The 21,558-nt window shown below is 45.8% G+C and carries 16 protein-coding genes; 7 read left to right on the top strand and 9 right to left on the bottom strand.

Going from position 1 to position 21,558, the window contains the following annotated elements:
* Positions 1 to 602: 602 nt before the first annotated feature.
* The 3 genes from QUB77_RS15260 to QUB77_RS15270 all read left to right on the top strand — a co-directional run bounded on the left by QUB77_RS15260 (position 603) and on the right by QUB77_RS15270 (position 3,065).
* Positions 603 to 953: a hypothetical protein gene (locus tag QUB77_RS15260; protein WP_172188736.1), complete on the top strand. Its 351-nt coding sequence runs from the start codon at positions 603 to 605 to the stop codon at positions 951 to 953.
* Between the two features lie 107 nt (positions 954 to 1,060).
* Positions 1,061 to 2,581 (top strand): stress-responsive protein Ycf46, encoded by a 1,521-nt coding sequence (gene ycf46, locus QUB77_RS15265; protein ID WP_333174564.1) that lies wholly within the window; start codon positions 1,061 to 1,063, stop codon positions 2,579 to 2,581.
* Positions 2,582 to 2,711: 130 nt separating this feature from the next.
* Positions 2,712 to 3,065, top strand: a complete 354-nt coding sequence (locus QUB77_RS15270) for a DUF1257 domain-containing protein (protein ID WP_006635781.1) — start codon at positions 2,712 to 2,714, stop codon at positions 3,063 to 3,065.
* Between the two features lie 170 nt (positions 3,066 to 3,235).
* Here QUB77_RS15270 and QUB77_RS15275 read toward each other — a convergent pair whose 3' ends face one another.
* From QUB77_RS15275 to QUB77_RS15315, 9 genes are all read right to left on the bottom strand, one after another.
* Positions 3,236 to 4,486 (bottom strand): glycosyltransferase family 4 protein, encoded by a 1,251-nt coding sequence (locus QUB77_RS15275; RefSeq protein ID WP_333174560.1) that lies wholly within the window; start codon positions 4,484 to 4,486, stop codon positions 3,236 to 3,238.
* A 61-nt stretch (positions 4,487 to 4,547) separates the two neighbouring features.
* Positions 4,548 to 5,792 carry an exopolysaccharide biosynthesis GT4 family glycosyltransferase EpsE gene (gene epsE / locus QUB77_RS15280; protein WP_333174557.1) on the bottom strand — a complete coding sequence of 415 codons (1,245 nt, stop codon included), beginning with the start codon at positions 5,790 to 5,792 and terminating at the stop codon, positions 4,548 to 4,550.
* Positions 5,793 to 5,832: 40 nt separating this feature from the next.
* A complete protein-coding gene (locus QUB77_RS15285; protein WP_333174555.1) occupies positions 5,833 to 7,131 on the bottom strand; it encodes a glycosyltransferase family 4 protein in 1,299 nt (432 codons plus the stop codon).
* A 46-nt stretch (positions 7,132 to 7,177) separates the two neighbouring features.
* The gene (locus tag QUB77_RS15290; protein ID WP_333174552.1) at positions 7,178 to 8,191 is read right to left on the bottom strand and encodes a glycosyltransferase; all 1,014 of its coding nucleotides are present in this window, start codon (positions 8,189 to 8,191) and stop codon (positions 7,178 to 7,180) included.
* Between the two features lie 97 nt (positions 8,192 to 8,288).
* Positions 8,289 to 8,804 carry a serine acetyltransferase gene (locus tag QUB77_RS15295; protein WP_333174550.1) on the bottom strand — a complete coding sequence of 172 codons (516 nt, stop codon included), beginning with the start codon at positions 8,802 to 8,804 and terminating at the stop codon, positions 8,289 to 8,291.
* A 68-nt stretch (positions 8,805 to 8,872) separates the two neighbouring features.
* Positions 8,873 to 9,529, bottom strand: a complete 657-nt coding sequence (locus QUB77_RS15300) for an acyltransferase (protein WP_333174547.1) — start codon at positions 9,527 to 9,529, stop codon at positions 8,873 to 8,875.
* Positions 9,522 to 10,103 (bottom strand): serine acetyltransferase, encoded by a 582-nt coding sequence (locus QUB77_RS15305; RefSeq protein WP_333174544.1) that lies wholly within the window; start codon positions 10,101 to 10,103, stop codon positions 9,522 to 9,524. The genes QUB77_RS15300 and QUB77_RS15305 overlap by 8 nt, the downstream gene beginning before the upstream one ends.
* Positions 10,104 to 10,298: 195 nt before the next feature.
* Complete coding sequence (locus QUB77_RS15310) at positions 10,299 to 11,309, bottom strand: glycosyltransferase family 2 protein (RefSeq protein WP_333174542.1); 1,011 nt, start codon at positions 11,307 to 11,309, stop codon at positions 10,299 to 10,301.
* 142 nt (positions 11,310 to 11,451) lie between these two features.
* A complete protein-coding gene (locus QUB77_RS15315; RefSeq protein ID WP_333174539.1) occupies positions 11,452 to 12,369 on the bottom strand; it encodes a histone deacetylase in 918 nt (305 codons plus the stop codon).
* 77 nt (positions 12,370 to 12,446) lie between these two features.
* Between QUB77_RS15315 and QUB77_RS15320 the strand changes: the two genes are divergently transcribed.
* From QUB77_RS15320 to QUB77_RS15335, 4 genes are all read left to right on the top strand, one after another.
* Positions 12,447 to 12,956, top strand: a complete 510-nt coding sequence (locus tag QUB77_RS15320; protein WP_333174537.1) for a hypothetical protein — start codon at positions 12,447 to 12,449, stop codon at positions 12,954 to 12,956.
* A gap of 769 nt (positions 12,957 to 13,725) precedes the next feature.
* Positions 13,726 to 18,426 carry a response regulator gene (locus QUB77_RS15325; protein WP_333174535.1) on the top strand — a complete coding sequence of 1,567 codons (4,701 nt, stop codon included), beginning with the start codon at positions 13,726 to 13,728 and terminating at the stop codon, positions 18,424 to 18,426.
* A complete protein-coding gene (locus tag QUB77_RS15330; protein WP_333174533.1) occupies positions 18,392 to 20,419 on the top strand; it encodes an adenylate/guanylate cyclase domain-containing protein in 2,028 nt (675 codons plus the stop codon). Before QUB77_RS15325 ends, QUB77_RS15330 begins: the two co-directional genes overlap by 35 nt.
* Before the next feature lie 212 nt (positions 20,420 to 20,631).
* Positions 20,632 to 21,522: an alpha/beta fold hydrolase gene (locus QUB77_RS15335; protein ID WP_333174531.1), complete on the top strand. Its 891-nt coding sequence runs from the start codon at positions 20,632 to 20,634 to the stop codon at positions 21,520 to 21,522.
* Positions 21,523 to 21,558: the final 36 nt, after the last annotated feature.

Here is a 21,558-nt window from a genome sequence, read left to right on the forward strand (position 1 = left end):
TACTAACGAACATACATTTGATTTCCCCAAAATACGTCAATATAGTTACACACAGAAAATCATTTAGGATTGCTATATATAGCGGTTCTCAAGCGTTGTGAGGTATGGGGCGAGTCCTATGCCTATGCCCTATGCCCGCGGATGCCTATGCCCTATGCCCGCGAGAGAACCTCATGTTACGCTCGAAAGGCTATATCTATGGTTGATATTTATAGTTGGTCGATCGTCCTTGACCAGGAATTTCAAAGGTGGTACCCGCCACGTGATTTATCCGTGGAATCAATCCCAAATCTAAAATCAAAAATCCTCAAGAAAGAGCATTTATCCGTGGGGTCGCCTCTAAAATCTAAAATCTAAAATCTAAAATCTAAAATCTAAAATCTAAAATCTAAAATCTAAAATCGATTGACGCTACCCCTACCTGCCGCTGCACCTCGGCCTCATCAGCTACACCCCTAACTTTTTCGTTGTTAAAAGGCCCAGAGTCCCCTCAAATGTAACGAAATATTACAACATGACGCTAAAGCTGCATAGAGGCTTGACAGCAAAGAATTAAGCGGCTAATCTGATATACATACCCGGGTAAGTCAATTCACTGTCATATGCAAGAAAAGCAAAAAGTTACATTGTATCTTCCACCAGAACTGCATCGCCAGCTCAAAATCCGAGCCGCAGTCGAAACTGAACCGATGTCATCAATTGCAGAAAGGGCAATTGTCTTCTACCTAGGAAATCCCGAACTGGTTGACGAAGTAGAAGCCTCCTACGGACAAACCCATCGGGTATACAACTGTCCAGAATGCACGAGTTCAGTAGTAATGCGAGATGGAGAACTGGCATCCGTAACAAGTCAGCCGAGCGTATTGGCTGAACAGGATCTTCCAGTAAAGCAGGTGTCCGGCGTCAGTGCCAGCACGGCCAAACCGGGAGAGGAAGAATTGGTTCCCTGCTAAGAATGCCTTGCTTCCCCAAAAAGCTAAAACTGAAATTTTCAGTAAGAGGGCCAAGGGCAGCATTGAGATTCAGCAAAGATAGCACCGTCTCTAGTGGGTCGAGGACTATGCAAGAAGAGATCAGTATTCTAATCCAAGCTCAATATCCTCTGATCTACCTCGTGACATCCGAGGAAGAGCGGTGTGAGCAAGCAATTTCGACAATAGCTCAAGCAAAACCACAGCGACGAGTATTTATCTGGACTGTAACTCACGGCATTGTGGAGTATGGTCAACCCCGCACCACCACCCAACACAACACCGTCTCCCCAGAGGCAGCAATTGAATGGGTGATCAGGCAGCGAGAACCCAACAGTAACGCTAGCATCTACATTTTCAAAGATTTACATCCTTTTATAGATTCTCCTCCGGTAACGAGGTGGTTGCGCGATGCGATCGCCAACTTCAAAGGAACGCAAAAGACAATTATACTGATGTCTCCTTTGCAGCAAATTCCGATCGAGCTAGAAAAGGAAGTAGTGGTATTAGACTTCGCGTTGCCAGACATGAAGGAACTAAACCAAGTATTGTCTGGTCAGTTGGAGCAAACGAAATCGCGACGCATTACCACAGAAGGGCGAGAAAAACTTTTAAAAGCAGCCTTGGGATTGACCAAGGACGAAGCTGAAAAAGTTTATCGCAAAGCCCAAGTTTCTACGGGGCGCCTTACAGAAGAAGAAGTAGACATAGTTCTTTCGGAGAAAAAGCAATTAATTCGGCGCAACGGCATTCTAGAGTTCATTGAAGAAGACGAAACCCTGGATGCAGTCGGCGGTTTAGAAGAGCTAAAGCGGTGGCTGAGACAGCGTTCCAACGCCTTTACAGAAAGGGCGAGAGAATACGGTCTGCCCCAACCAAAAGGGATGTTAATTCTCGGCGTACCAGGATGCGGAAAATCCCTGATTGCCAAGACTACCTCCCGCCTGTGGGGACTGCCCCTGCTGAGGCTAGATATGGGTAGAGTCTACGACGGCTCGATGGTGGGTCGATCGGAAGCTAACCTCCGCAACGCCCTCAAAACCGCAGAATCCATCTCTCCAGCCATCCTCTTCATCGACGAACTAGACAAAGCCTTTGCAGGAGGCACTGGTTCGGCCGACTCAGACGGAGGCACATCCAGCCGGATTTTCGGTTCCTTCCTCACTTGGATGCAAGAAAAGACTTCCCCAGTCTTCGTAATGGCAACAGCCAACCGAATCGAGCGGTTGCCGGGAGAATTCTTGAGGAAAGGCCGATTCGACGAACTCTTCTTTGTTGATCTGCCTACCAAAGAAGAACGCCAAGATATATTTAAGATTCACCTGTCAAAGCGGCGTCGGGAAATTACTCGCTTCGATTTAGAGCAACTTTCCAATGTTTCCGACGGCTTTTCAGGTGCAGAGATTGAGCAAGCGCTAGTAGCCGCAATGTACGAAGCCTTCGCTCAAGATCGAGAGTTTACGCAGCTAGACATCATCGCGGCCATTAAATCTACAATGCCACTGTCTAAAACAATGACCGAACAGGTCACCGCCCTTCGAGATTGGGCTAGACAGCGTGCACGGCCCGCTGCGTCTTCCGTCGCTGAATACCAGCGAATGGAATTCTAAAAGCTTTCTCCTGGTCCAAACAGGAGCAAAGGCTAGCAACAGCTAGCAGTTCGATTCAAGAGCCGCCCAGCGGCACCGTTAAATCCAGACCGTTGTTGTTTCTCTCTCAGTTGTATTAGGAGGAAATCCAATGTCTCACTTTAGCACACTGCGTACCAAAATCACCGATGCCGAAATCCTGAAAGCTTCCCTGCGCGACTTGGGCATTTCAGTCAAGTCAGAAGCTGATGTTCGTGGCTATAACGGTCAGCGCGTTCGCTCCGACATCGTAGCGATTCTCGAAGGCGAATATGACCTAGGTTGGTCTCGCAATAGCGATGGTTCCTTTGACCTGATTGCCGACCTCTGGGGCGTCGCCAAAAAACACAATCAAACTGAGTTAATTAACTCCATCAACCAGAAGTACGCCGTTAACAAGACCTTGGCCGCAGTCAAGCAGCGCGGTTTGCAAAATGCCAACGTTAAGCTGGTAGTGCAAAACTAATTGATCTGCAGGTTTCCAAGCTCGCGGGTTAACCACACAAACGGGTTAACCCGTTTTTCGATCGCTAGGATGTATAGGGGGGTCTTTGGGCCGCCACATACTTTTTTAGCACCCCCAAGCAGCAGCTTTCAGGTTGAAAACTGCTGCTTTATGCTTTAATGGTCGGCTACCTAATGCTTGGGGCAATCGTCGATCGTTTGTTGATAAATTTCCAGTATTCGATCGACTTTGCGTTCCCAATCAAAATGCTGCCGGACTCGTTCCCGTCCCGCACAACCCATACTCTGCCGCAATTCTTGTGAATGAGCCAGCTTGAGCATAGCCTCTGTCAGTCCCTGGACAAATCCTTCTTTAGAAGTCGGTTCTACTAAAATACCGCAAGTGGAATTCAGATAATCTGCCGGCCCACCCCAGTTCGTTGCTATGACTGGCAAGCCCACTGCCATTGCCTCCATCACGACTGCCCCGCCGCATTCCCGCAAACTGGGAAAAACCATTGCATCAGCTTGTTGCATTTTGAGAGCGCACTCCTCCTGAGACAGCCAGCCACTAAATACAACGCTGCTGTCGATGCCTAAACGAGCTGTTTGAGCTTCAAGTTCCCCTCGGCTGTGCCCATCACCGATTATTTCCAAGACTGCATCGGTTTGAGCGGCGACGGGTACGAAGGCATCCAGCAGCAAGTCTACAGCTTTCCAGTCGATCAGTCGGCCTAAAAAAATAAAATGAACCTGCCCGGTTGCGGCTTTTGATAAACTAGAGTCCGCTCGCCACACCGAGAAATCCACGCCGTTTTCCACAAGTTCAATAATTTTACCCTGCACCCCAGATGCAAGTGCCTGCTTCGTGCGATTGTTTGCCACTAACAGCGTCTCGGCTTTGATTTTACCTGGAAAAAGACGATTGAAGAAATCGACGCACTGGTGACCGATCGCGATTAAAATATCAATCGTAGGATTTTGGCGCGATCGAAAAGCCAGAGGAAATTTAACCGACGTGTTCATCGGCCCGATAACTACCGGCACCCCCAATCCGAACATCAACGAAGGAATTGTTGCCGAGACTGGTGTCGGTTCGTGTACAATATCAATCTCGTGTTCGCTCACCAGCCGCCGGACAATACGACGCTGTAGCACTTGGGTGTACAGGTGAGTAAGCAGCCCAAAAGTAAAGTCATTAACTCTTTCAGGAATAAATCGCCCGCAATTGTGAAGCAGCCGGTGCAGCCAAGTGTCGGGTACAAAGTGCATCCGCTCGCGCTCTTGTGGAAATAGCTCTGTGAGTTCTGCTTGGGTGCGGGCGTGCGCCACTAACCATGTCTCTATTTGGCGCGATCGAAGTATCCTGAAGTAGTTGACCGGCAGCAATGACTCGCCGCCGAATTTAGTTGAGGCGTTCTGAGCACAAATTAAAATTCGCATAACTTGCATGGGACTCAACTAGATTTATGAACTCTGGGATTAAATTTCTTCTTTGGAATCACTAAGACGGGTTAGTTATTCCAAGTTTTTCCAAGCACTGGGCTAAAGTTTCTGCACTGCGGCCGTGGCTAAATTTGGCGATGATTTTTTTCCGAGCTTCCTGACTGAGGTTCAAAGCAAATTCTGGATTTTGGAGTATATTGGCGATCGCATCGGCCATTTCTTCGGGTTTTTCTGATTGGACTAATACAGCATCCGCGCCGTCATCTACTAGCTCAGAAGTTCCGCCTACATTAGTAACTACCGCCGGCACCTCCATTGCCATTGCTTCCATCACAGCAACCGGAACTCCTTCATTCAAACTTGCCAAAGCGAAAACATGAGCTGCTTCTAGACCTTGGCGAATTGCCTGTTCCGAAACAGCCCCAAGTAGTTCCACGCATTCGGACATGGATTTATCTTCAATCATTTTTTGTAGCTCTTGGTGATATCCGCTGCCCCCTTGTTCATCCTCGCCTGCAATTTGCAGCCTCACGTCAAATCCCCGATTTCGCAGCAATTCTACCGTGTCAATCAAGTATTTGTGACCTTTCACCGGGTTGAGGCGGCCGCAAGCAAAAATCTTGCACGGACTTCCTTCTTGCCAAGGCGTGTAAGGGCTGCTGCGTTTAATTTCTGCAAAATTAACTCCCATTGGAGCAACAGCTAATTGTTTGGGAAGAAAGTTCGCTAATTTATGTTTGACATCATTGAGAAGTAGTTGAGATATGACGATCGCAAAAGCAGCATTTTTCCACTTTTGTTCCTGATTTGACCCGTACACTTCTAGAGTAGGCCCGTGAAGAGTCATACTGTAAGTACAGCCTGTAAGAATTGAGTTAAATAAGGCTATATTGGCGGCATTGGCACAGGAATGAACGTGGATGTGAGACCAACCTTTTGTTTTTGTTAGCCCTGCTAGTTTGCCAGCCACAAAAATCCATGCCAAGAGTCGCACCTTTTCAGATAAGGATATGCCACTCGCTTTGGCAATAACTGCAAGGCATTGCCACCATGCAGCGGGACCAGCTTTGACAACCTCTAGGAATGAGTTAATAAAATCTTTCGCAGCAAAGGGAAATAGATAAACAGTATTTTTTTGAGCTTCTTCTGCCCATACGTGAGAAGCGATCGCTCTGGGGGGCGGTTGAGTTGATACTAAATCTGTTTCAATTCCAAGATCTGCAAGAAATTGTCGCTCCCGCCACAAAAATATGTGTGTTTGTCCGGGAAATTGTGGAATAAAGTATCCAATTGTTGCCTTCATTTCGTACCTGCTTTCTAAATTTTAGCTCAAGGATATTTATCTACTCTGCAGATGCACTAACACCTTTCTCACCGAGCGTTTTTTCGTAAATCTCGAAAATTTTTATGGCTTTGTTTTCCCATTCAAATTCTCTGGCTCTTTCGATCGCCTTAGCTGACATACTTTCCCGCAACTTATCATCTTCCACCAACATCTTAATTTTACTTGTCAACTCCTGGGTGAGATACTCTCTAGAAATCGGCTCGATCTTAAAACCAGTTTCTTCATTCACGTATTCACCAATACCCCCGTTATTGGCAACTATGCACGGAAGTCCGCAAGCCATAGCTTCGATTACCACTGCGCCACCAAACTCTCGAACCGAAGGGAAACAAAAAATATCTGCTTTCCTGTAATAATCCAGAGTTTCTGATTGATTGACCCATCCTGCAAAGCTGACTATTTCCGCTAAATTAAGTTCCTTGACACGGTTTTCCAAGTTATTTCTTTCCGACCCATCTCCTACGATAGTTAAGCGTATTTTACTTTGCATTGCCTGGTCTAATTTTCCAATAGACTCTATGACCACATCGGCGCATTTGTAAGGCACTAATCTACCCACAAAAAGTAAATTTATCTTGGAGCCTTCTTCTTTTGCTGGTTTGACAGACATTAAAAATTCCTGGGCAATCCCATTTTCGTAAAATAGCTCTATTCTTGTATCTGGGATAGCAAACAATTTTTTTAGCAAATTTAGAGTATATGTTGAACCTGCCAATACTTTATCTGCTTTCTTGTAAGTTTCTACATAACCTGGAATTAATGCTCGCCCAACTGCTCTCAAAAAGTTGAATTGAGCAAATTCTTGTCTAGCCGTTTCTTGAAACCCCGCTGGAAACGGAATGCCCCCATTCACAGGTCCTAGAATAAAAGGAGTCTGGTGGCACACAGTGACTACCTTAAACGGATACCGCGGCATTATCGGGGTAATTGCATGAACTATGTCATAATCTCCGTTGAGAATTTTCCCTTGGAATTTTTGATAGACTTGCTGATTAAATTCTTCATAAATTGGGTAGCTCAAAGCATTATAAAGAGGCCAATTTACTCGTCCATTGGCTGTAAATTTTTCGACCAGGTTATAATATTTTTGGGTCAATTTTCTTTCTTCAATGTAGAAAATTTTTTCGTATTCTGGGTGTTTTTCAAGAGCTGGTTTATTTCTAATATGGGTAACGAGTGTTGCCTCAACTAAATTGTGAATTCCTCGAAAATAATTGTAGCCCTCCAAAGGTACAGATGCCCACTCAGGATTGCACTGCTCTACAATTAGTAAAACTTTTAATTTTTTATTACTCATTTGTTTGCTACTCAGGGGTGAACTTTCAGGGACGTTAGCTGTCATTCTAGCTGGCTGAATTAATAGACTTGGTGGTTTTGTATTCGATTAGCTTGCTCTGCTGGCCCATGAATCGGCGCTGGTGAAACTGGATTTGACCTTGTAGCTGGGGAAATTTGGCTAATACACATGACAAAGCGTAGATGGCTGCCTCTTTAGTTGTGAACTCCCGATGCTTTATATAATAGTCACAGGTGCGATAGGTTGCTAAGGGGTAGCCACTCAATAGTAACAAGCTCCAGCCTTTTGTCGGCCATGTCATTGCCAAGACTAGGGCTGGCAAGATTAAGCCCCAAAACCAGGTGCTGCGGGTTTCTTTGACCCAATGGCGCTCCGGTTCGCTTCCGTGCATCCAGGAGCCCTCGGCGTAGGCGTGACCCGCTCTTTGAGCGCGTTTCCACCACTGAGCGAAACTGGTCATTTGCGCGTCGTGCAGGGTCATTTCTGCATCTAAGCGCAGGATTTTCCAACCTTTTTGGCGAAGTCGCAAGCACAGTTCGGGTTCTTCGCCGGCTATTAGTGCGGGATTGAAACCCTCGACTTGTTGAAATGCTGCTACGCGCATCATGGAATCGCCACCGCAGGCTTTGGTTTCGCCGATGGGGGTATCCCACTCGATGTCGCACAATTGGTTGTAGATGCTTGCTTCGGGGTATCGTTCGCGCCTGCGCCCGCATACTGCTGCTACGTCTGGTTTGGCTGCGAGTTCGCTGTAGGCTCGATCGAGCCATCCATCAACTACTTCGCAGTCACCGTCCACAAATTGGACAAATTCGATGTCTGGCCCTAGTTCGAGCAAGCGGGCAAAGCCTTCGTTTCTGGCACGTGCTGCGGTAAACGGTATAGATAAGTCTAGTTCTACTGTATCGGCTCCGATCGATCGGGCTAACTCTAGGCTACCGTCTGTTGAGCCGGAATCGACGTAGACGACGCGGGCAACTTTGTTTGTGGCCGAGACGAGGCACTGGCGGAGGCGCTGCCCTTCATTTCGTCCGATCGCTACTAATCCAATTTGTTTCAAGTTTTACCTCTTGAATTCGACTACTGAGTAGTTCGTTTTATATTTTAATAAAAGTCCAGCTAATTTCATAATTTTTCTGGGACTTGTATAATTTTTCTCAGACTTTCGGGGTCTTTTTTTCGATGATTTTTGCAGGAATTCCGACTGCGGTTGCACCGGGTGGCACGTCACAAATCACCACAGCATTAGCACCAATCAAAGCATGATCGCCGATCGTTACGGAGCGAATAATTTTTGCTCCTGCACCGATATCGACGTGACCGCCGATTTTGACATCAGCAACAATTGTCACCTGTTGAAGAATCAGACAGTTAGGGCCAATGGAAGCACTGGGATGAATGACAATGCCATTAGGATGAGGCAGCACCAATCCTCCTTGTATTTGGCAGTTTAAAGGGATGTCTGTTGCAGTTACCACGCTCCAAAATCGATGCTGGATCACGTTCCAATGGCATAAAATATATCCTGCAATTCCACCCTGTTTCTGCCACTTTTGATAGTTGCGGATAGATTTGAGCAGTTGTCGATTGGGTTCCCACCACTTGCTAGATTTTTCGCGGCTCCAGTCTGCTTCTGTAGCAGAAATGATTGACTTAGGGATTGACTCAACCATTGTTTGTGCAGTGTTTTGATGATGTAGACAATTCGGTCTATTTGTGCAATTTATTTTAAGAAGAATCTCTAACTTGACAAGGGAGATTGCGGGAATTGCGCTGCTGTTGGAGTGGATGTGTTGCCGTAGAAGTGCGACACTCGTAATTTTACGAGCTCTGGTTCAATTTCGGGGTCGAAACTGCCCTCCCGGCTGTTAATCAAATCGGCCCAGGGCAGGCTTTGAGTTTCGGCTTGCAATTTTTTCACTAAGTCTTCGACTCGGCCGATCGGTCTGGCGGGGACACCGGCCACTATATCGCCCTCGGCGACATCTTTGGTGACGACGGCACCGGCGGCGACGATCGCATTTGGGCCGATAGTGACGTTGCGAAGGACGATCGCATTAAAGCCGATAAATACGTTGTCCCGGATGTCTATCTTGCCTACGGCATCTAGTTTAACGTTGTAAGCCCGGTCAAGCATGGCGATCGAGCCGTCGTGGCCAAGCAAGGTACAAGATGAGAAGTGAACATTGTTGCCGATGCGGATGTAGGCGGGATCTCCAAACACGGTATTTGGCCAGATGCTGCAATTTTCACCGAGCGCGTACAAGTTGCCGTGGCGGCGGATAAATTCTGTATATTCTTTGGAACAGGGGTTACAGAATTGGACGTAAAGACCAGGGAACTTGCCGTAACGCATGGCAAGATGGCGGATAATTTTTTGCAATGTTGATCTAAGCATTTTCCTGGTTTTTGGTAGATTGAAGAATTTTGGCAGGAATACCAACAGCAGTTTTGCCTGCGGGAATATCTGATAAAACTACAGCATTGGCACCGATATTTACGTCGTCTCCCAAGTTTACTTTTCCGAGGATTTTTGCACCAGCACCGACGTTAACCCGATCGCCCAATTGAGGGGATTCTAGCGGTTTGTCCAAATAGCGGTTTCCCAACGTTACACCTTGCCGGATAATGCAGTCGTCACCGATCGTACAATATCCGTGAATAATAATAGCGTTTTGATGTTCAATCACCACGCGACGACCGAGTTTCACAGTGTAAGGCAAGTCTATCCCGTAACTATTGCGGACTTTTCGGTAGAGCGATCGATAAATAATGCTCAAAGGCGCTCGCAGTAATTTCGGTTCTATTTGCATTCTCCAGACGCCAAAACGCTGCACTGCTACGGCGCGAAATCCCGGTTTTGTCCAATCTCGACCATGAGCAATCCAGTCTTCTTTAATTTGCTGCCACAGTCCCAAGCCGGGATCTTCTACTTGATTTTCATTGGTGATTAAGTTTTGCTCAGTTACCATAAGCTCTAATTCACACTATTTCTTGTTTACTCTATTGCTAGATACCGACGATATTAATTGGTCTATCAGGTTTTTGAGGAAGGATAAATCCGGTTTTATCGATCGAGAATACTAATTTCTCGGCTGCATCATAAAATATTTTGCTTGCCTAGGTTAACCTAGTTTAGTTGGCTTTGGCAGATTTACCAACTCCCTTTAAAAGTTTTTGGATTTTTCAATCTTACCCCCCTTAAAAAATACACTATTTAATACAAAATCCCTCAGTAATTGTGGTGGATCGCCATCGGGTTTGCCTTGAAGAGCGCGGCGCACCCTCCAGGCTGCAAAACCCGAAGCCCAGGATACATCAGTTAATGCTGTGTAAACCAAGCCGTAGTTTTTGATAAAGTACCTACGCCGGGAATCAAACCAATAGGTAGGTAGCCTCTTGGGGGGCTTTTTGGTGTCAGTGACGCCTGAGCTTTGGCCGACTAAGTGGACAACGCGACTTTCGGGTACGTACCAGCAACTCCAGCCAGCTTTGTTCGCTTGCAGACAAAAGTCCATTTCTTCGCAGTACATGAAATAAGCTTCATCCATCAAGCCAATCTTTTCAAATACTTCGCGACGGACGATCATGCTGGCTCCAGCTACCCAATCAGTTTGACAGGTTTCTTGGGAAATGGGAGGCGCTGCGGCCCAGTTGGCTAATAACTTGGATATAAGGCCTGTCCGCCAACCAAAATCGAGTTCGGTCAAGATGTTGTGAAACCGAAAAGCTGACTCCTGGGGCGTGCCGTCGGGGTCTTCCAAGCGGCTGCCGGCGATGCCGGCTTCGGGATGAGTGTCCATGAACTCGACGAGGGCTTTCAAGGCACCGGGGCGGACTATGGTGTCTGGGTTGAGCAGCAGGAAGTAAGGGGGGGGATTGGTGGATTGGAGGGCGGGACGGATCAGGGCGTTGTTGCCGAAGGCAAATCCGCCGTTGCGGTCTAGGGGAACGAAGGATGCCCATTCGCTCCAGCCTTCTGAGGCGATCGCACTACTAATTTCTTCGACGGAGCGATCGCCTGAAGCATTGTCGCCAACTACAACTCGCATACCGGGCAGCGATGGAAGTTCGCTAACTAGAGAGCGCAAGCAGTCAATTGTCAAACTAGAGGTTCGGTAGTTAACAATGACAACCAGCAGTGGATAGGGGTGATTGGACTCGCTGGCCTTCGACATAAGTACCGTTGTTTGTTTAACAACTTTTTAGCTCAAGTTGTACCCATCTGGCAAGCTGGAGCGATCGCTAATAGTATTTTTATTTGTTTGGGTGAGGGAGACAGTTTTTTCGGCCACATTTCGGAAGTATCGCCGCTCTGGATCAAAGTCGATACTGCCTGTAGGCTTGACTGGCAGCTCGGTGCAGCAGTGAATGCCGGTAAACTAACCCCTTAGCGTCATCGGAATAGCCCCCGCCAATCACGCAGGCAACGGGATAGCCGCCAGCCAAACACGCCATCAAAACTTGCATTTCCCGGCGAAATAAGCCTGTATCAGTTAAAGCTAATTTTCCCAGTTTGTCACCGTGATGAGGGTCTACTCCAGCATCGTACAAAACTAAATCTGGCTTGACATTTGAAAGCAAATCTGGTAAGAATTTATCCAATGTTTGTAAATATTCGTCGTCCTCCATACCCACAGGCAAAGGTACATCTAAATCGCCCTTTTGTTTAGTGCCGGGAAAATTTACTTCGCAGTGCATTGAGAAAGTAAAAACGCTACTGTCATCTTGGAATATTACGGCGGTTCCGTCTCCTTGGTGGACATCTAAATCGACAATTAAAACTTTGCGAACTAAACCATTTTTTTGTAAGACGCGAGAGGCGATCGCCAAATCATTAAAAATACAAAAACCCGACCCAAAAGCAGGGAAGGCGTGATGAGTTCCGCCCGCAGTATTGCAAGCCAAACCATAGTCTAAAGCGAGCTTTGCAGTTAGTACAGTTCCTGCAACCGCAGTGCAAGTACGATTAGCAAGGGCGCGACTCCAAGGCAGACCAATTCGCCGAGTAGCTTTGTTATCGAGCGTCCCGTTGCAGTAAGCTTGAACATAAGAGTGGTCGTGGACTAATTCAATCCATTCTTGAGGGGGAAGTTCGGGAGCGTGAAATTGCGATTCATCTGCTACCCCGTCCGCGAGCAGCATCTGGTAAAGCATCCGAAACTTTGCCATCGGGAAGCGGTGATCCGGTGGCAGAGGTGCAACGTAATCTTCGTGGTAAATAATTGGTAAGTCCATTAAAATTATTGTATAACGAATGAATCTCCAATTGAAAGCCTGCAATCTAAAATTTAAATTCGCTGGAGAACCTGTATATGCAACAACTAAAAACAGTCTGGCAGTCCGGCAGCAGCCACCCCGAAAATGCTGACAATCTCCATAATATCAGTGAGTGGTGGGGAAACCTCAACGGTAAAGAAATTAGCTGGGTAGAGCGACTGATTCCGCAAATCGGCGGTCTGAGCGAAATTCACTGGCACCCCCAGCGTTTTGACGAAACATTTGTGATAGTCCATCCCGAAATCCGTGAAGATACTCTCTATTGGTACAAACGCGGTTCTCCTGTCCAACGTAATAACACTGTTGACAAACTAGAACTTGACAACTTGCAACAGCAATTGTACATCTATCCTCAGTTGGAAGCGGAACTGGTAATTCGCGTAGGAATTCCCGAAGTTAAATATCAAACACTTGAATTGAATAATCCAGAAATCGCCTTGGGCGAAGATAATATGCTGCTGTTATGGGAGGCTGACCAAGAACTAGAAATTAAAATTTACTTCAGCAAGGAAAATATTGCTAAACTTAAGGAATTGCTTGCCTAGAAAAGACCGAGAAATAGTTTATATGGTAGGCTTTGGGTGCGGGTGGATTGATCTATACCAATTCTTTCAGGAGTCGTAATTTTTTTACCCTACCCCAACCCTCCCCGAACCCGCTCGATCGGGAGTAAGAAATTAACAAATGATTGAGGATTGCTATATACTCTTAGTTACCTATAAATATCTTAAGACTGATAAGCGGGTGCGTCAAAACCGAGGTTTTTCACAGCCAGACTTTGTTGCAGCGACAAAAGTAAAAAAACGGTTTCTTCGCCTCGCGGTATGTCCAGGTGTGTATCTCTGCTAAAACCCTTGGAATGTGGCAACAGAATATCCAGAAACTTGCGTTATTATCCTGGAATTTTTAATGCTAAAGTCAAGCAAAAAACTGTTTTGGGCGCATCAAACGGGTTGTACTAAAATACTTTGTCGCAGTCCTTGAACAAAGTTAAAAAACCCGGTTGCTTTGGTCTGGAGTGCCTAAGCGAGGATTGTTTTTCTGCCAACTTAATTTGGACATCAAATAAGGGAATTTGTTTCGGCAAGGATCTATGGTTAAATACGGTTAATTTGAGGGTAAACCTTAAGACAAACAACCAATAAGTTTAAAAATAGAAGGTGCGTTAGTTAATGGGCTAATATCTAAAATTACTCCTCTATTTGCTGAGTTTGAAAAGGTTGAATAAATAATTACGATCGGAAGGAATCGTTAAATTTATTAAATCATCAATCTTCTGCTAGCACTAAAAAATTCACAATAATCCGACAGAAAATGATATTTGATAAAGGAAATATTCACATTTTAATTATTGACGATCAGCCCCACAACCTGCGTTTTATATCAAACATATTGACGAAAGAAGGGTATAAAGTTCAGCGGGCGATTTCGGGAGAAATGGCGGTTAATGCTAATTTAACCGTTCTACCCGACTTAATTTTGCTAGATATTGCCATGCCCAAAATGAACGGATATGAAGTCTGTGCCAGGCTGAAATCCAACGAGAAAATGAAGGAAATTCCGGTTATTTTCTTGAGTGTTTTTGATGAAATTTTTCACAAAGTCAAAGCTTTTGAAGCCGGCGGTGTTGACTACATTACTAAGCCTTTTCAAGTGGAAGAAGTTTTAGTGCGGATCGAAAGTCAATTGACTATACAACAGCTATCAAAACAATTAAAACAGCAGAATTTCCAACTGCAACAAGAGGTAGAATTTCGCAAGCGAACAGAAAAATCACTCCGGGAAAGCAAAGCGCGGTTGCAGAAATTGGCGGTCAATATACCGGGAGTTCTTTATCAATTTACCAAGAAGGGTGATGGAAGTTTCAAATTTGAATATATTAGTTATGCTTGTAGGAATATTTACGAATTAGAGAGTGAGGAAATATTAAATAATCCCGACTTGTGCTTCGATCAAAATCATCCAGATGACCACGAATATCTGGTAAAACAAATTGCTAGTAGCGCCCAAACTTTAGAACCTTTTGCCTGTGAATGGCGGATTGTTACACCGTCGGGTAAACTCAAATGGCTGCAATCTAATGCTCGGCCAGAAATGCGCGATCATGGCGATATTGTTTGGTATGGCGTACTTTTTGATATCAGCGATCGCAAACACGCAGAAATAGAAATGGCTGGAGCTAAAGCTGCTCTAGAACGGCGAGTTCAGCGAGAATTGCTGATTGCCAAAATAACTCAAGAAATTCGCTCAAGCTTACAGCCAGAACAAATATTTCAAATAGCTGCAACTCAAATCGGTCTGGCATTCAGCGTCAATCGCTGTTTGATTCATACTTACGTTACTACTCCCCAAGTAGATATTCCTCTGGCGGCCGAGTATCTCGAATCGGGCTACGAATCTCTTCGGAACGTACCCGTTCCAATTTGGGGCAATCCTCACGTCGTACAAATGATGATACAAGATATGGCGATCGCCTCTAACAATGTTTACTCAGACCCTCTTTTGCAAGCTGCTCAACCGATTTGCCAGAAGGTTGGGTTAAAATCGATGCTGGCAATTCGCACTTCCTACCAAGGCAGGGCAAACGGCGCAATCGGCTTGCACCAGTGCGATCGTTACCGGGAATGGACTTCCGAGGAAATTGACTTATTAGAAGCTGTGGCGGCTCAAGTAGGGCTCGCTATCGCTCAAGCTAAACTGATCGAACGAGAAAAAAACCGAATTCAGCAGCTCGATCGGCAAAATAAAGTGCTGCAAGCAGAAATTCGCACCCGTGTCCGCGCCGAGCAAGCTTTGCAAGAATCTGAAACAGAATTGCGGGCGATTTTTGCCGCCATGACTGACACAGTTTTAGTGAGAAATGCCGAAGGGCGCTGCATCAAAATTGCCCCGACAGCATCAACAAATTTGGTGAAACCTCCTAGCGAAATGATTAACAAAACCGCTCATGAAGTCTTGCCGCCACCTATAGCAGATTTAGTATTAAATGCCATCAAACAAGCTCTAAAAACGAAGCAAACCATTAATGTTGAATATAGCTTTAAAATCGGAGAGCGCGAAGTTTGCCTAGACGCTAAAGTTTCTCCGCTTACTCCTGATTCAGTAATTATCGTAGCCAGAGATATTAGCGTTCGCAAACAAACAGAATCCGCACTCAGAGAGAGCCAGCACTTCATTCAAGCGATCGCCGATTCCAATCCCAACCTATTGTACGTTTACGATTTAATTGAACAGCGGAATGTTTACACCAACCGACAAATTTCGACGCTACTCGGATACACAGCTCAAGAAATACAAGATATGGGTACAGCAATGATGCCAATTCTACTCCACTCCGACGATTTGCCAGACTTTTTTGAAAGCGTTCAAAAAGTAGATCAAGCCAAAGACGGTGAGGTCATTGAATGTCAATACCGCATGAAACACAAAAACGGTGAATGGCGATGGATGCACAGTTGGGATACAGTATTTCTCAGAACAGCAGATGGTAAACCCAAACAAATTCTCGGCACTGCTAATGACATCACAGACCGCAAATTAGCCGAAGAGAAACTGCTAGCATCGCAGCAAAGAATCTCGTTTTTATTGCAGCAAACGCCGATCGCAATTATCGAGTTAAACCTCAATTTAGAAATTATCACTTGGAATCCCGCCGCCGTTGCTATTTTTGGCTACAGTGAGCAAGAAGCGATTGGTCGAGTCGCCTCCGATTTGATCGTACCTGAAAGCTACCACCCGCAATTATCTGAGATTTTCAATCATGACTTGAATGCCAAATCCAGCGGCACTACCGAAAATCTGACTAAAGACGGCAGAATTATCATCTGCGAGTGGTATAATACTCAGCTAATTGACGATAACGGTACAGCGATCGGCATTGCTTTAATGGCTGTAGATATTACCGAACGCAAGCAAGCAGAAACCGAACTGCAAGAAAGTGCTTTACGACAAAGAGCGATCGCCCGCATCATTGAAAGAATGCGGCAAACTTTAGATATCCGAGAAATTTTTCACGCTACAACCCGAGAATTGCGCCAAACCCTGAAGTGCGATCGAGTCGCCATTTACCGTTTCAATCCAGACTGGAGCGGCGAATTTGTAGCGGAATCCCGTGACCAGAAGTGGGTTTCTTTCATCCAAGCACAGGAACTCGATTCTCACCTTACTGAAGGCGCTTTAGACAGCGACCGTTGCGTCGTCAAAGAATTAGATAGCCCCTCACAAGAAGTACGCGATACCTATTTGCAAGAAACCCAAGGCGGGCCCTACAGCCGAGGTACAACTTACCTTTGTGTCCCAGACATTTACAAGCAAGGATTCGATATTTGTTACATCAATTTGCTAGAAAGATTTCAAGCTAAATCTTACATTATTGTGCCAATTTTCTGCGGAAAAACGCTCTGGGGATTACTAGCATCCTATCAAAATTCAGCTCCCCGGCAGTGGAGCGAAGCTGAAATCAACGTTGTAGTTGATGTCGGTACTCAGCTAGGAGTAGCATTACAGCAAGCGGAATTGCTCGCCCGCACTCAAAGGCAGTCGATGGAACTGATTAAATCCAAAGAAAACGCCGAAGTTGCCAACCGCGCCAAAAGCCAATTTTTAGCTTCCATGAGCCACGAACTCCGCACGCCTCTCAACGCCATTCTCGGTTTTTCCCAAGTCATGGCCCGCAACAGTTCTATCACGGAAGAACAAAAAGAATACATAGAAATTATTAACCGCAGCGGCGAACATTTGCTGGAACTCATCAATGATGTTTTGTCAATGTCCAAAATTGAAGCCGGTCAAATTACCATCAATCCCAGCCGCTTCAATCTCTACAACCTTCTCAACAGTCTCAAAGAAATGCTGCAACTAAAAGCCAACTCAAAAGGTTTGCACCTAATCTTTGAAAATGCCGATGATTTGCCGCAGTACATTCAAACAGACGAAGCTAAATTGCGGCAAGTTTTAATTAACCTACTCGGCAATGCAATTAAATTTACTCAACACGGAACCGTTACTTTGCGCGTCAGTAGGCACGCTAAAAAAGACGCCATACAAGAAAATAAATCCCAATTGTATTTTGAAATTGCCGACACGGGACCAGGCATTTCTCCCTCGGAAATCTCCACATTATTCAAGCCATTTGTACAAACCGAAACTGGTCGAAAATCCATGCAGGGAACAGGTCTGGGCTTGCCTATCAGCCAACAGTTTGTCCGAATTATGGGAGGTGATATTGCTGTTGAAAGTCAACTCGACCAAGGCACAGTTTTCAGCTTTAATATCTGGGTTAACATAGTAACAGAAAGTGATGAACAAGAAAAATCGCCGATTAAACAAGTTATTGCTTTAGAATCCGGACAAGACACTTATCGGATATTAATAGTTGAAGATGTAGCGGAAAATCGCCAACTGCTGCTTAAGCTGCTGGTACCCCTGGGATTTGAAGTCCGCGAAGCAACTAATGGTCAAGAAGCAATTGCTTTGCATTCAACTTGGAAGCCGCACCTGGTTTTAATGGATATGCTGATGCCCGTGATGGATGGCTATGAAGCTACAAGAGAGATCAAGAAAACTCTAGAAGGTAGAGAAACAATAATTATTGCCCTGACTGCGAGTGCTTTTGACGAGCAGCGGCAAATAATTTTGTCGGCTGGTTGTAACGATTTGATCTGTAAACCGTTTCGGGAAGAGGTACTCTTTGAAAAGATAGCGCATCACCTCAACCTGCGTTATATTTATGAGAAAGAAAACTTATCTACTTCTTTTTCAACACCGACGCTGCTTAAAAGTTTGACCACCGAGGATTTGAGTGTAATGCCCACAGACTGGGTGGTCGAGTTGCACCGAGCAGCACTTTGCGTTGACGACAACCGCATCCTCGAACTGATCGAGGAAATTCCCGAAACTGAGGCAAATCTCGCTAACGCTTTAACAGATTTAGTCGATAATTTTCGGATAGATATCATTATCGATTTAACTCAATTATATTATGATGAACGACCATCCCTTACCAGCGACTCCTAAAGACATTCTGATCGTTGACGATATGCCGGATAATTTGCGACTTTTATCGACTATGCTGACATGTCACGGATATCATGTCAGGAAGGCTATAAACGGACACTTGGCTTTGCAAGGGGCACAAATATCTCCTCCCGATCTAATTTTACTAGATATTAATATGCCGCAAATGAACGGGTATGAAGTTTGTGAGAAGTTAAAGTTAAGCGAACAAACTAAAGATATTCCGGTAATTTTTATTAGTGCGCTAGATGACGTTATGGAAAAAGTTAAAGCTTTTCAAGTAGGAGGAGTAGATTATATTACTAAACCGTTTCAAGTAGAAGAAGTCTTAGCCCGCGTCCAAAACCAACTTTCCCTTCGTTTGCTGCAATCCCAACTGCAACAGCAAGCTAGGGAACTGCACGATCGCAATTCTAGATTGCAGGAAGAAATTGCCGAACGGCAGCGGGCTGAAGAATCAATCCGATTTTTGCTGGAAACTACGCGGGCGATCGGCGAAGCTGTAGACTTTCACTCAGCTTTAGAAGTAATTTTGCACCAAGTTGGCGAAACAATCGGATGGGATGTAGGAGAAGCTTGGATTCCCGATGCAGAAGGAACTGTGCTGCAATCTGCCCGGGGCTGGTATGCCAGCAACCCCAGCATGGAATCGTTCCGCACCCAAAGCCAACAACTGACATTTGCCCGGAATATAGGGCTGCCGGGACGAGTTTGGGCATCCAAGCAACCGGAATGGGTAGAAGATATTTCCAAGGGCTACCCGCATTTTCTCCGAAGTCAGATAGCACTAGAACTCGGATTCAAAGCGGGTTTTGGCGTGCCGATTTTGGTAGGCGATGAAGTATTGGCAGTGCTAGTTTTCTTTAAAATTTCGTCTGGTGGGAAAGACGCACGATTTATAGACGTTTTTAATGCGGTCGGCACTCAATTAGGTTCTTTAATTCAGCGCAAACAAGCAGAAGAATTGCTGCGTATTGCCCAAGAAAAATATCACAGCATTGTAGAAAATGCGATGGAAGGCATTTTTCAAAGCACGCCTTCAGGAGGTTATATCAGCGCTAATCCAGCTTTAGCAAAATTGTACGGTTACGACTCGCCAGAAGAACTGATGTCCGAGATTAAAAATATTGCTCAGCAACTTTACGTTGACCCAGAACGCCGCCTCGAATTTGTGGCTGCTATGGATGCTGAAAATGCCGTTTCGGGATTTGAATCTATGGTATGTCGCAAAGACGGGCGCCGGATTTGGGTGTCAGAAAATGTTCGGGCTGTCCGAGATGCAAAAGGTGAGCTGCTTTACTATGAGGGTACTGTTTCTGACATTACAGAACGCAAATTAGCGCAAGAAGCGCTAAAAGTTCAACAAGAACAAAGCGAGAAGTTGCTGTTAAATATTTTACCAAAACCAATCGCAGAACGCTTGAAGGCAGAGCAAAGCACGATCGCCGACAGTTTTGCCCAAGTAAGTGTTTTATTTGCTGATATTGTTGGCTTTACTGAGTTGTCTGCTAGAATGTCTCCCACCGAGTTGGTAAAGCGCTTAAACGTAATTTTTTCGCACTTCGACCAGTTAGCTGAAAAGTACGGTGTGGAGAAAATTAAGACTATTGGCGATGCTTACATGGTAGTCGGGGGGTTGCCTACGCCGAGACAGGATCACGCCGAGGCGATCGCCCAAATGGCTTTGGGAATGCAGGCAAAAATAGCAAAGTTGTGCGCCGAGACAGGGGAAAAACTGGCAATTCGCGTTGGCATCAATTCCGGGCCGGTGGTTGCGGGAGTAATTGGTGTGAGCAAGTTTACCTATGATTTATGGGGAGATACGGTGAATGTGGCGGCGAGGATGGAAGCTACGGGTTTTGCAGGCAGCATTCAAGTTACTGATGTTACTTATGAGCTTTTGAAAGATAAGTATTTGTTTGAGAGGCGAGGCGTGATTCCGGTAAAAGGTAAGGGCAATATGATGACTTATTGGTTGCTACAAAAAAAGTAAAAATTGGGAAGGAAGAAGGAAGAAGCAAGAAGGAGGAAGCAAGAAGGAAGAAGCAAGAAGGAGGAAGCAAGAAGGAAGTATGTTTATTTAACCTGATATCTTCCATCCTTCTCAAGAGTTGAATGTTCGTGTGGAGCGTTGCTCCGAGGCCGCCCTTAGAGGGATTGTGCTGGTATGATCAAAGAAGTTAACGAAAATTTACATTAAGAGCCGTGACAGCACAACAGCTAGTATCTGCAACGAGTTTTGAAAAGCTAATTTGGACTTGGAAAGGTCACAAAATCCAATATACCGTCCAAGGAACCGGCCGCCCTCTGATCTTGATTCACGGATTTGGCGCTTCGATCGGACATTGGCGGCAAAATATCCCCGTAATCGCAGCCGGCGGCTATCGCGTATTTGCTCTGGACTTGCTGGGATTCGGTGCTTCCGCCAAACCAGCCCTAGATTACACTCTGGAATTGTGGGAAGAATTGCTGACTGATTTCTGGGCGGATCTGGTACAGGAACCGGCGGTATTTGTCGGGAATTCGATCGGCGCTTTGCTGAGTTTGATGGTAGTTGCCAACCATCCAGAAATATCAGCCGGCGGTGTCTTAATCAACTGTGCTGGCGGGCTCAACCATCGGCCGGACGAACTGAATTTCCCCCTGCGAGTAGTGATGGGGACGTTTACTAAATTAGTTCGATCGCCCCTGATCGGCCCATTTATGTTCAACAACATCCGCCAAAAACACCGCATCCGCAACACCCTGCGCCAAGTCTACGGGAACCGCGAAGCCATCACGGACGAACTCGTAGAACTCCTCCACGCCCCCTCCTGCGAGCCCGGAGCTCAACAAGTGTTTGCCTCCATACTCACAGCCCCTCCAGGCCCTCAACCGTCCGAATTGCTGCCCAAAGTCGATCGTCCGTTATTGGTACTTTGGGGCGCAGACGACCCCTGGACACCAATAGCCGGCAGCCAGATTTATCAAGAATTGGCAGCCAACGATAAACCAGTGAAATTTGTTTCCATTCCCAACACAGGCCACTGTCCTCACGACGAGCGGCCGAGTGAAGTCAACGCTCTGATTTTGGACTGGCTGCTGGAATTGAAGTAAAATTTTTCCGATCGAGGCAACCCTTGGGCGATCGAC

Origin of the sequence: Microcoleus sp. AT9b-C3 (assembly GCF_036705485.1) — a bacterium.
Classification (GTDB): Bacteria; Cyanobacteriota; Cyanobacteriia; order Cyanobacteriales; family Microcoleaceae; genus Microcoleus.

Bases quoted from the DNA above. Each gene is read 5' to 3' on its own strand.
- QUB77_RS15260 (WP_172188736.1), top strand. From the start codon at position 603: ATGCAAGAAAAGCAAAAAGTTACATTGTATCTTCCACCAGAACTGCAT.
- ycf46 (WP_333174564.1), top strand. From the start codon at position 1,061: ATGCAAGAAGAGATCAGTATTCTAATCCAAGCTCAATATCCTCTGATC.
- QUB77_RS15270 (WP_006635781.1), top strand. From the start codon at position 2,712: ATGTCTCACTTTAGCACACTGCGTACCAAAATCACCGATGCCGAAATC.
- QUB77_RS15275 (WP_333174560.1), bottom strand. From the start codon at position 4,486: ATGCGAATTTTAATTTGTGCTCAGAACGCCTCAACTAAATTCGGCGGC.
- epsE (WP_333174557.1), bottom strand. From the start codon at position 5,792: ATGAAGGCAACAATTGGATACTTTATTCCACAATTTCCCGGACAAACA.
- QUB77_RS15285 (WP_333174555.1), bottom strand. From the start codon at position 7,131: ATGAGTAATAAAAAATTAAAAGTTTTACTAATTGTAGAGCAGTGCAAT.
- QUB77_RS15295 (WP_333174550.1), bottom strand. From the start codon at position 8,804: ATGGTTGAGTCAATCCCTAAGTCAATCATTTCTGCTACAGAAGCAGAC.
- QUB77_RS15300 (WP_333174547.1), bottom strand. From the start codon at position 9,529: ATGCTTAGATCAACATTGCAAAAAATTATCCGCCATCTTGCCATGCGT.
- QUB77_RS15305 (WP_333174544.1), bottom strand. From the start codon at position 10,103: ATGGTAACTGAGCAAAACTTAATCACCAATGAAAATCAAGTAGAAGAT.
- QUB77_RS15310 (WP_333174542.1), bottom strand. From the start codon at position 11,309: ATGTCGAAGGCCAGCGAGTCCAATCACCCCTATCCACTGCTGGTTGTC.
- QUB77_RS15315 (WP_333174539.1), bottom strand. From the start codon at position 12,369: ATGGACTTACCAATTATTTACCACGAAGATTACGTTGCACCTCTGCCA.
- QUB77_RS15320 (WP_333174537.1), top strand. From the start codon at position 12,447: ATGCAACAACTAAAAACAGTCTGGCAGTCCGGCAGCAGCCACCCCGAA.
- QUB77_RS15325 (WP_333174535.1), top strand. From the start codon at position 13,726: ATGATATTTGATAAAGGAAATATTCACATTTTAATTATTGACGATCAG.
- QUB77_RS15330 (WP_333174533.1), top strand. From the start codon at position 18,392: ATGATGAACGACCATCCCTTACCAGCGACTCCTAAAGACATTCTGATC.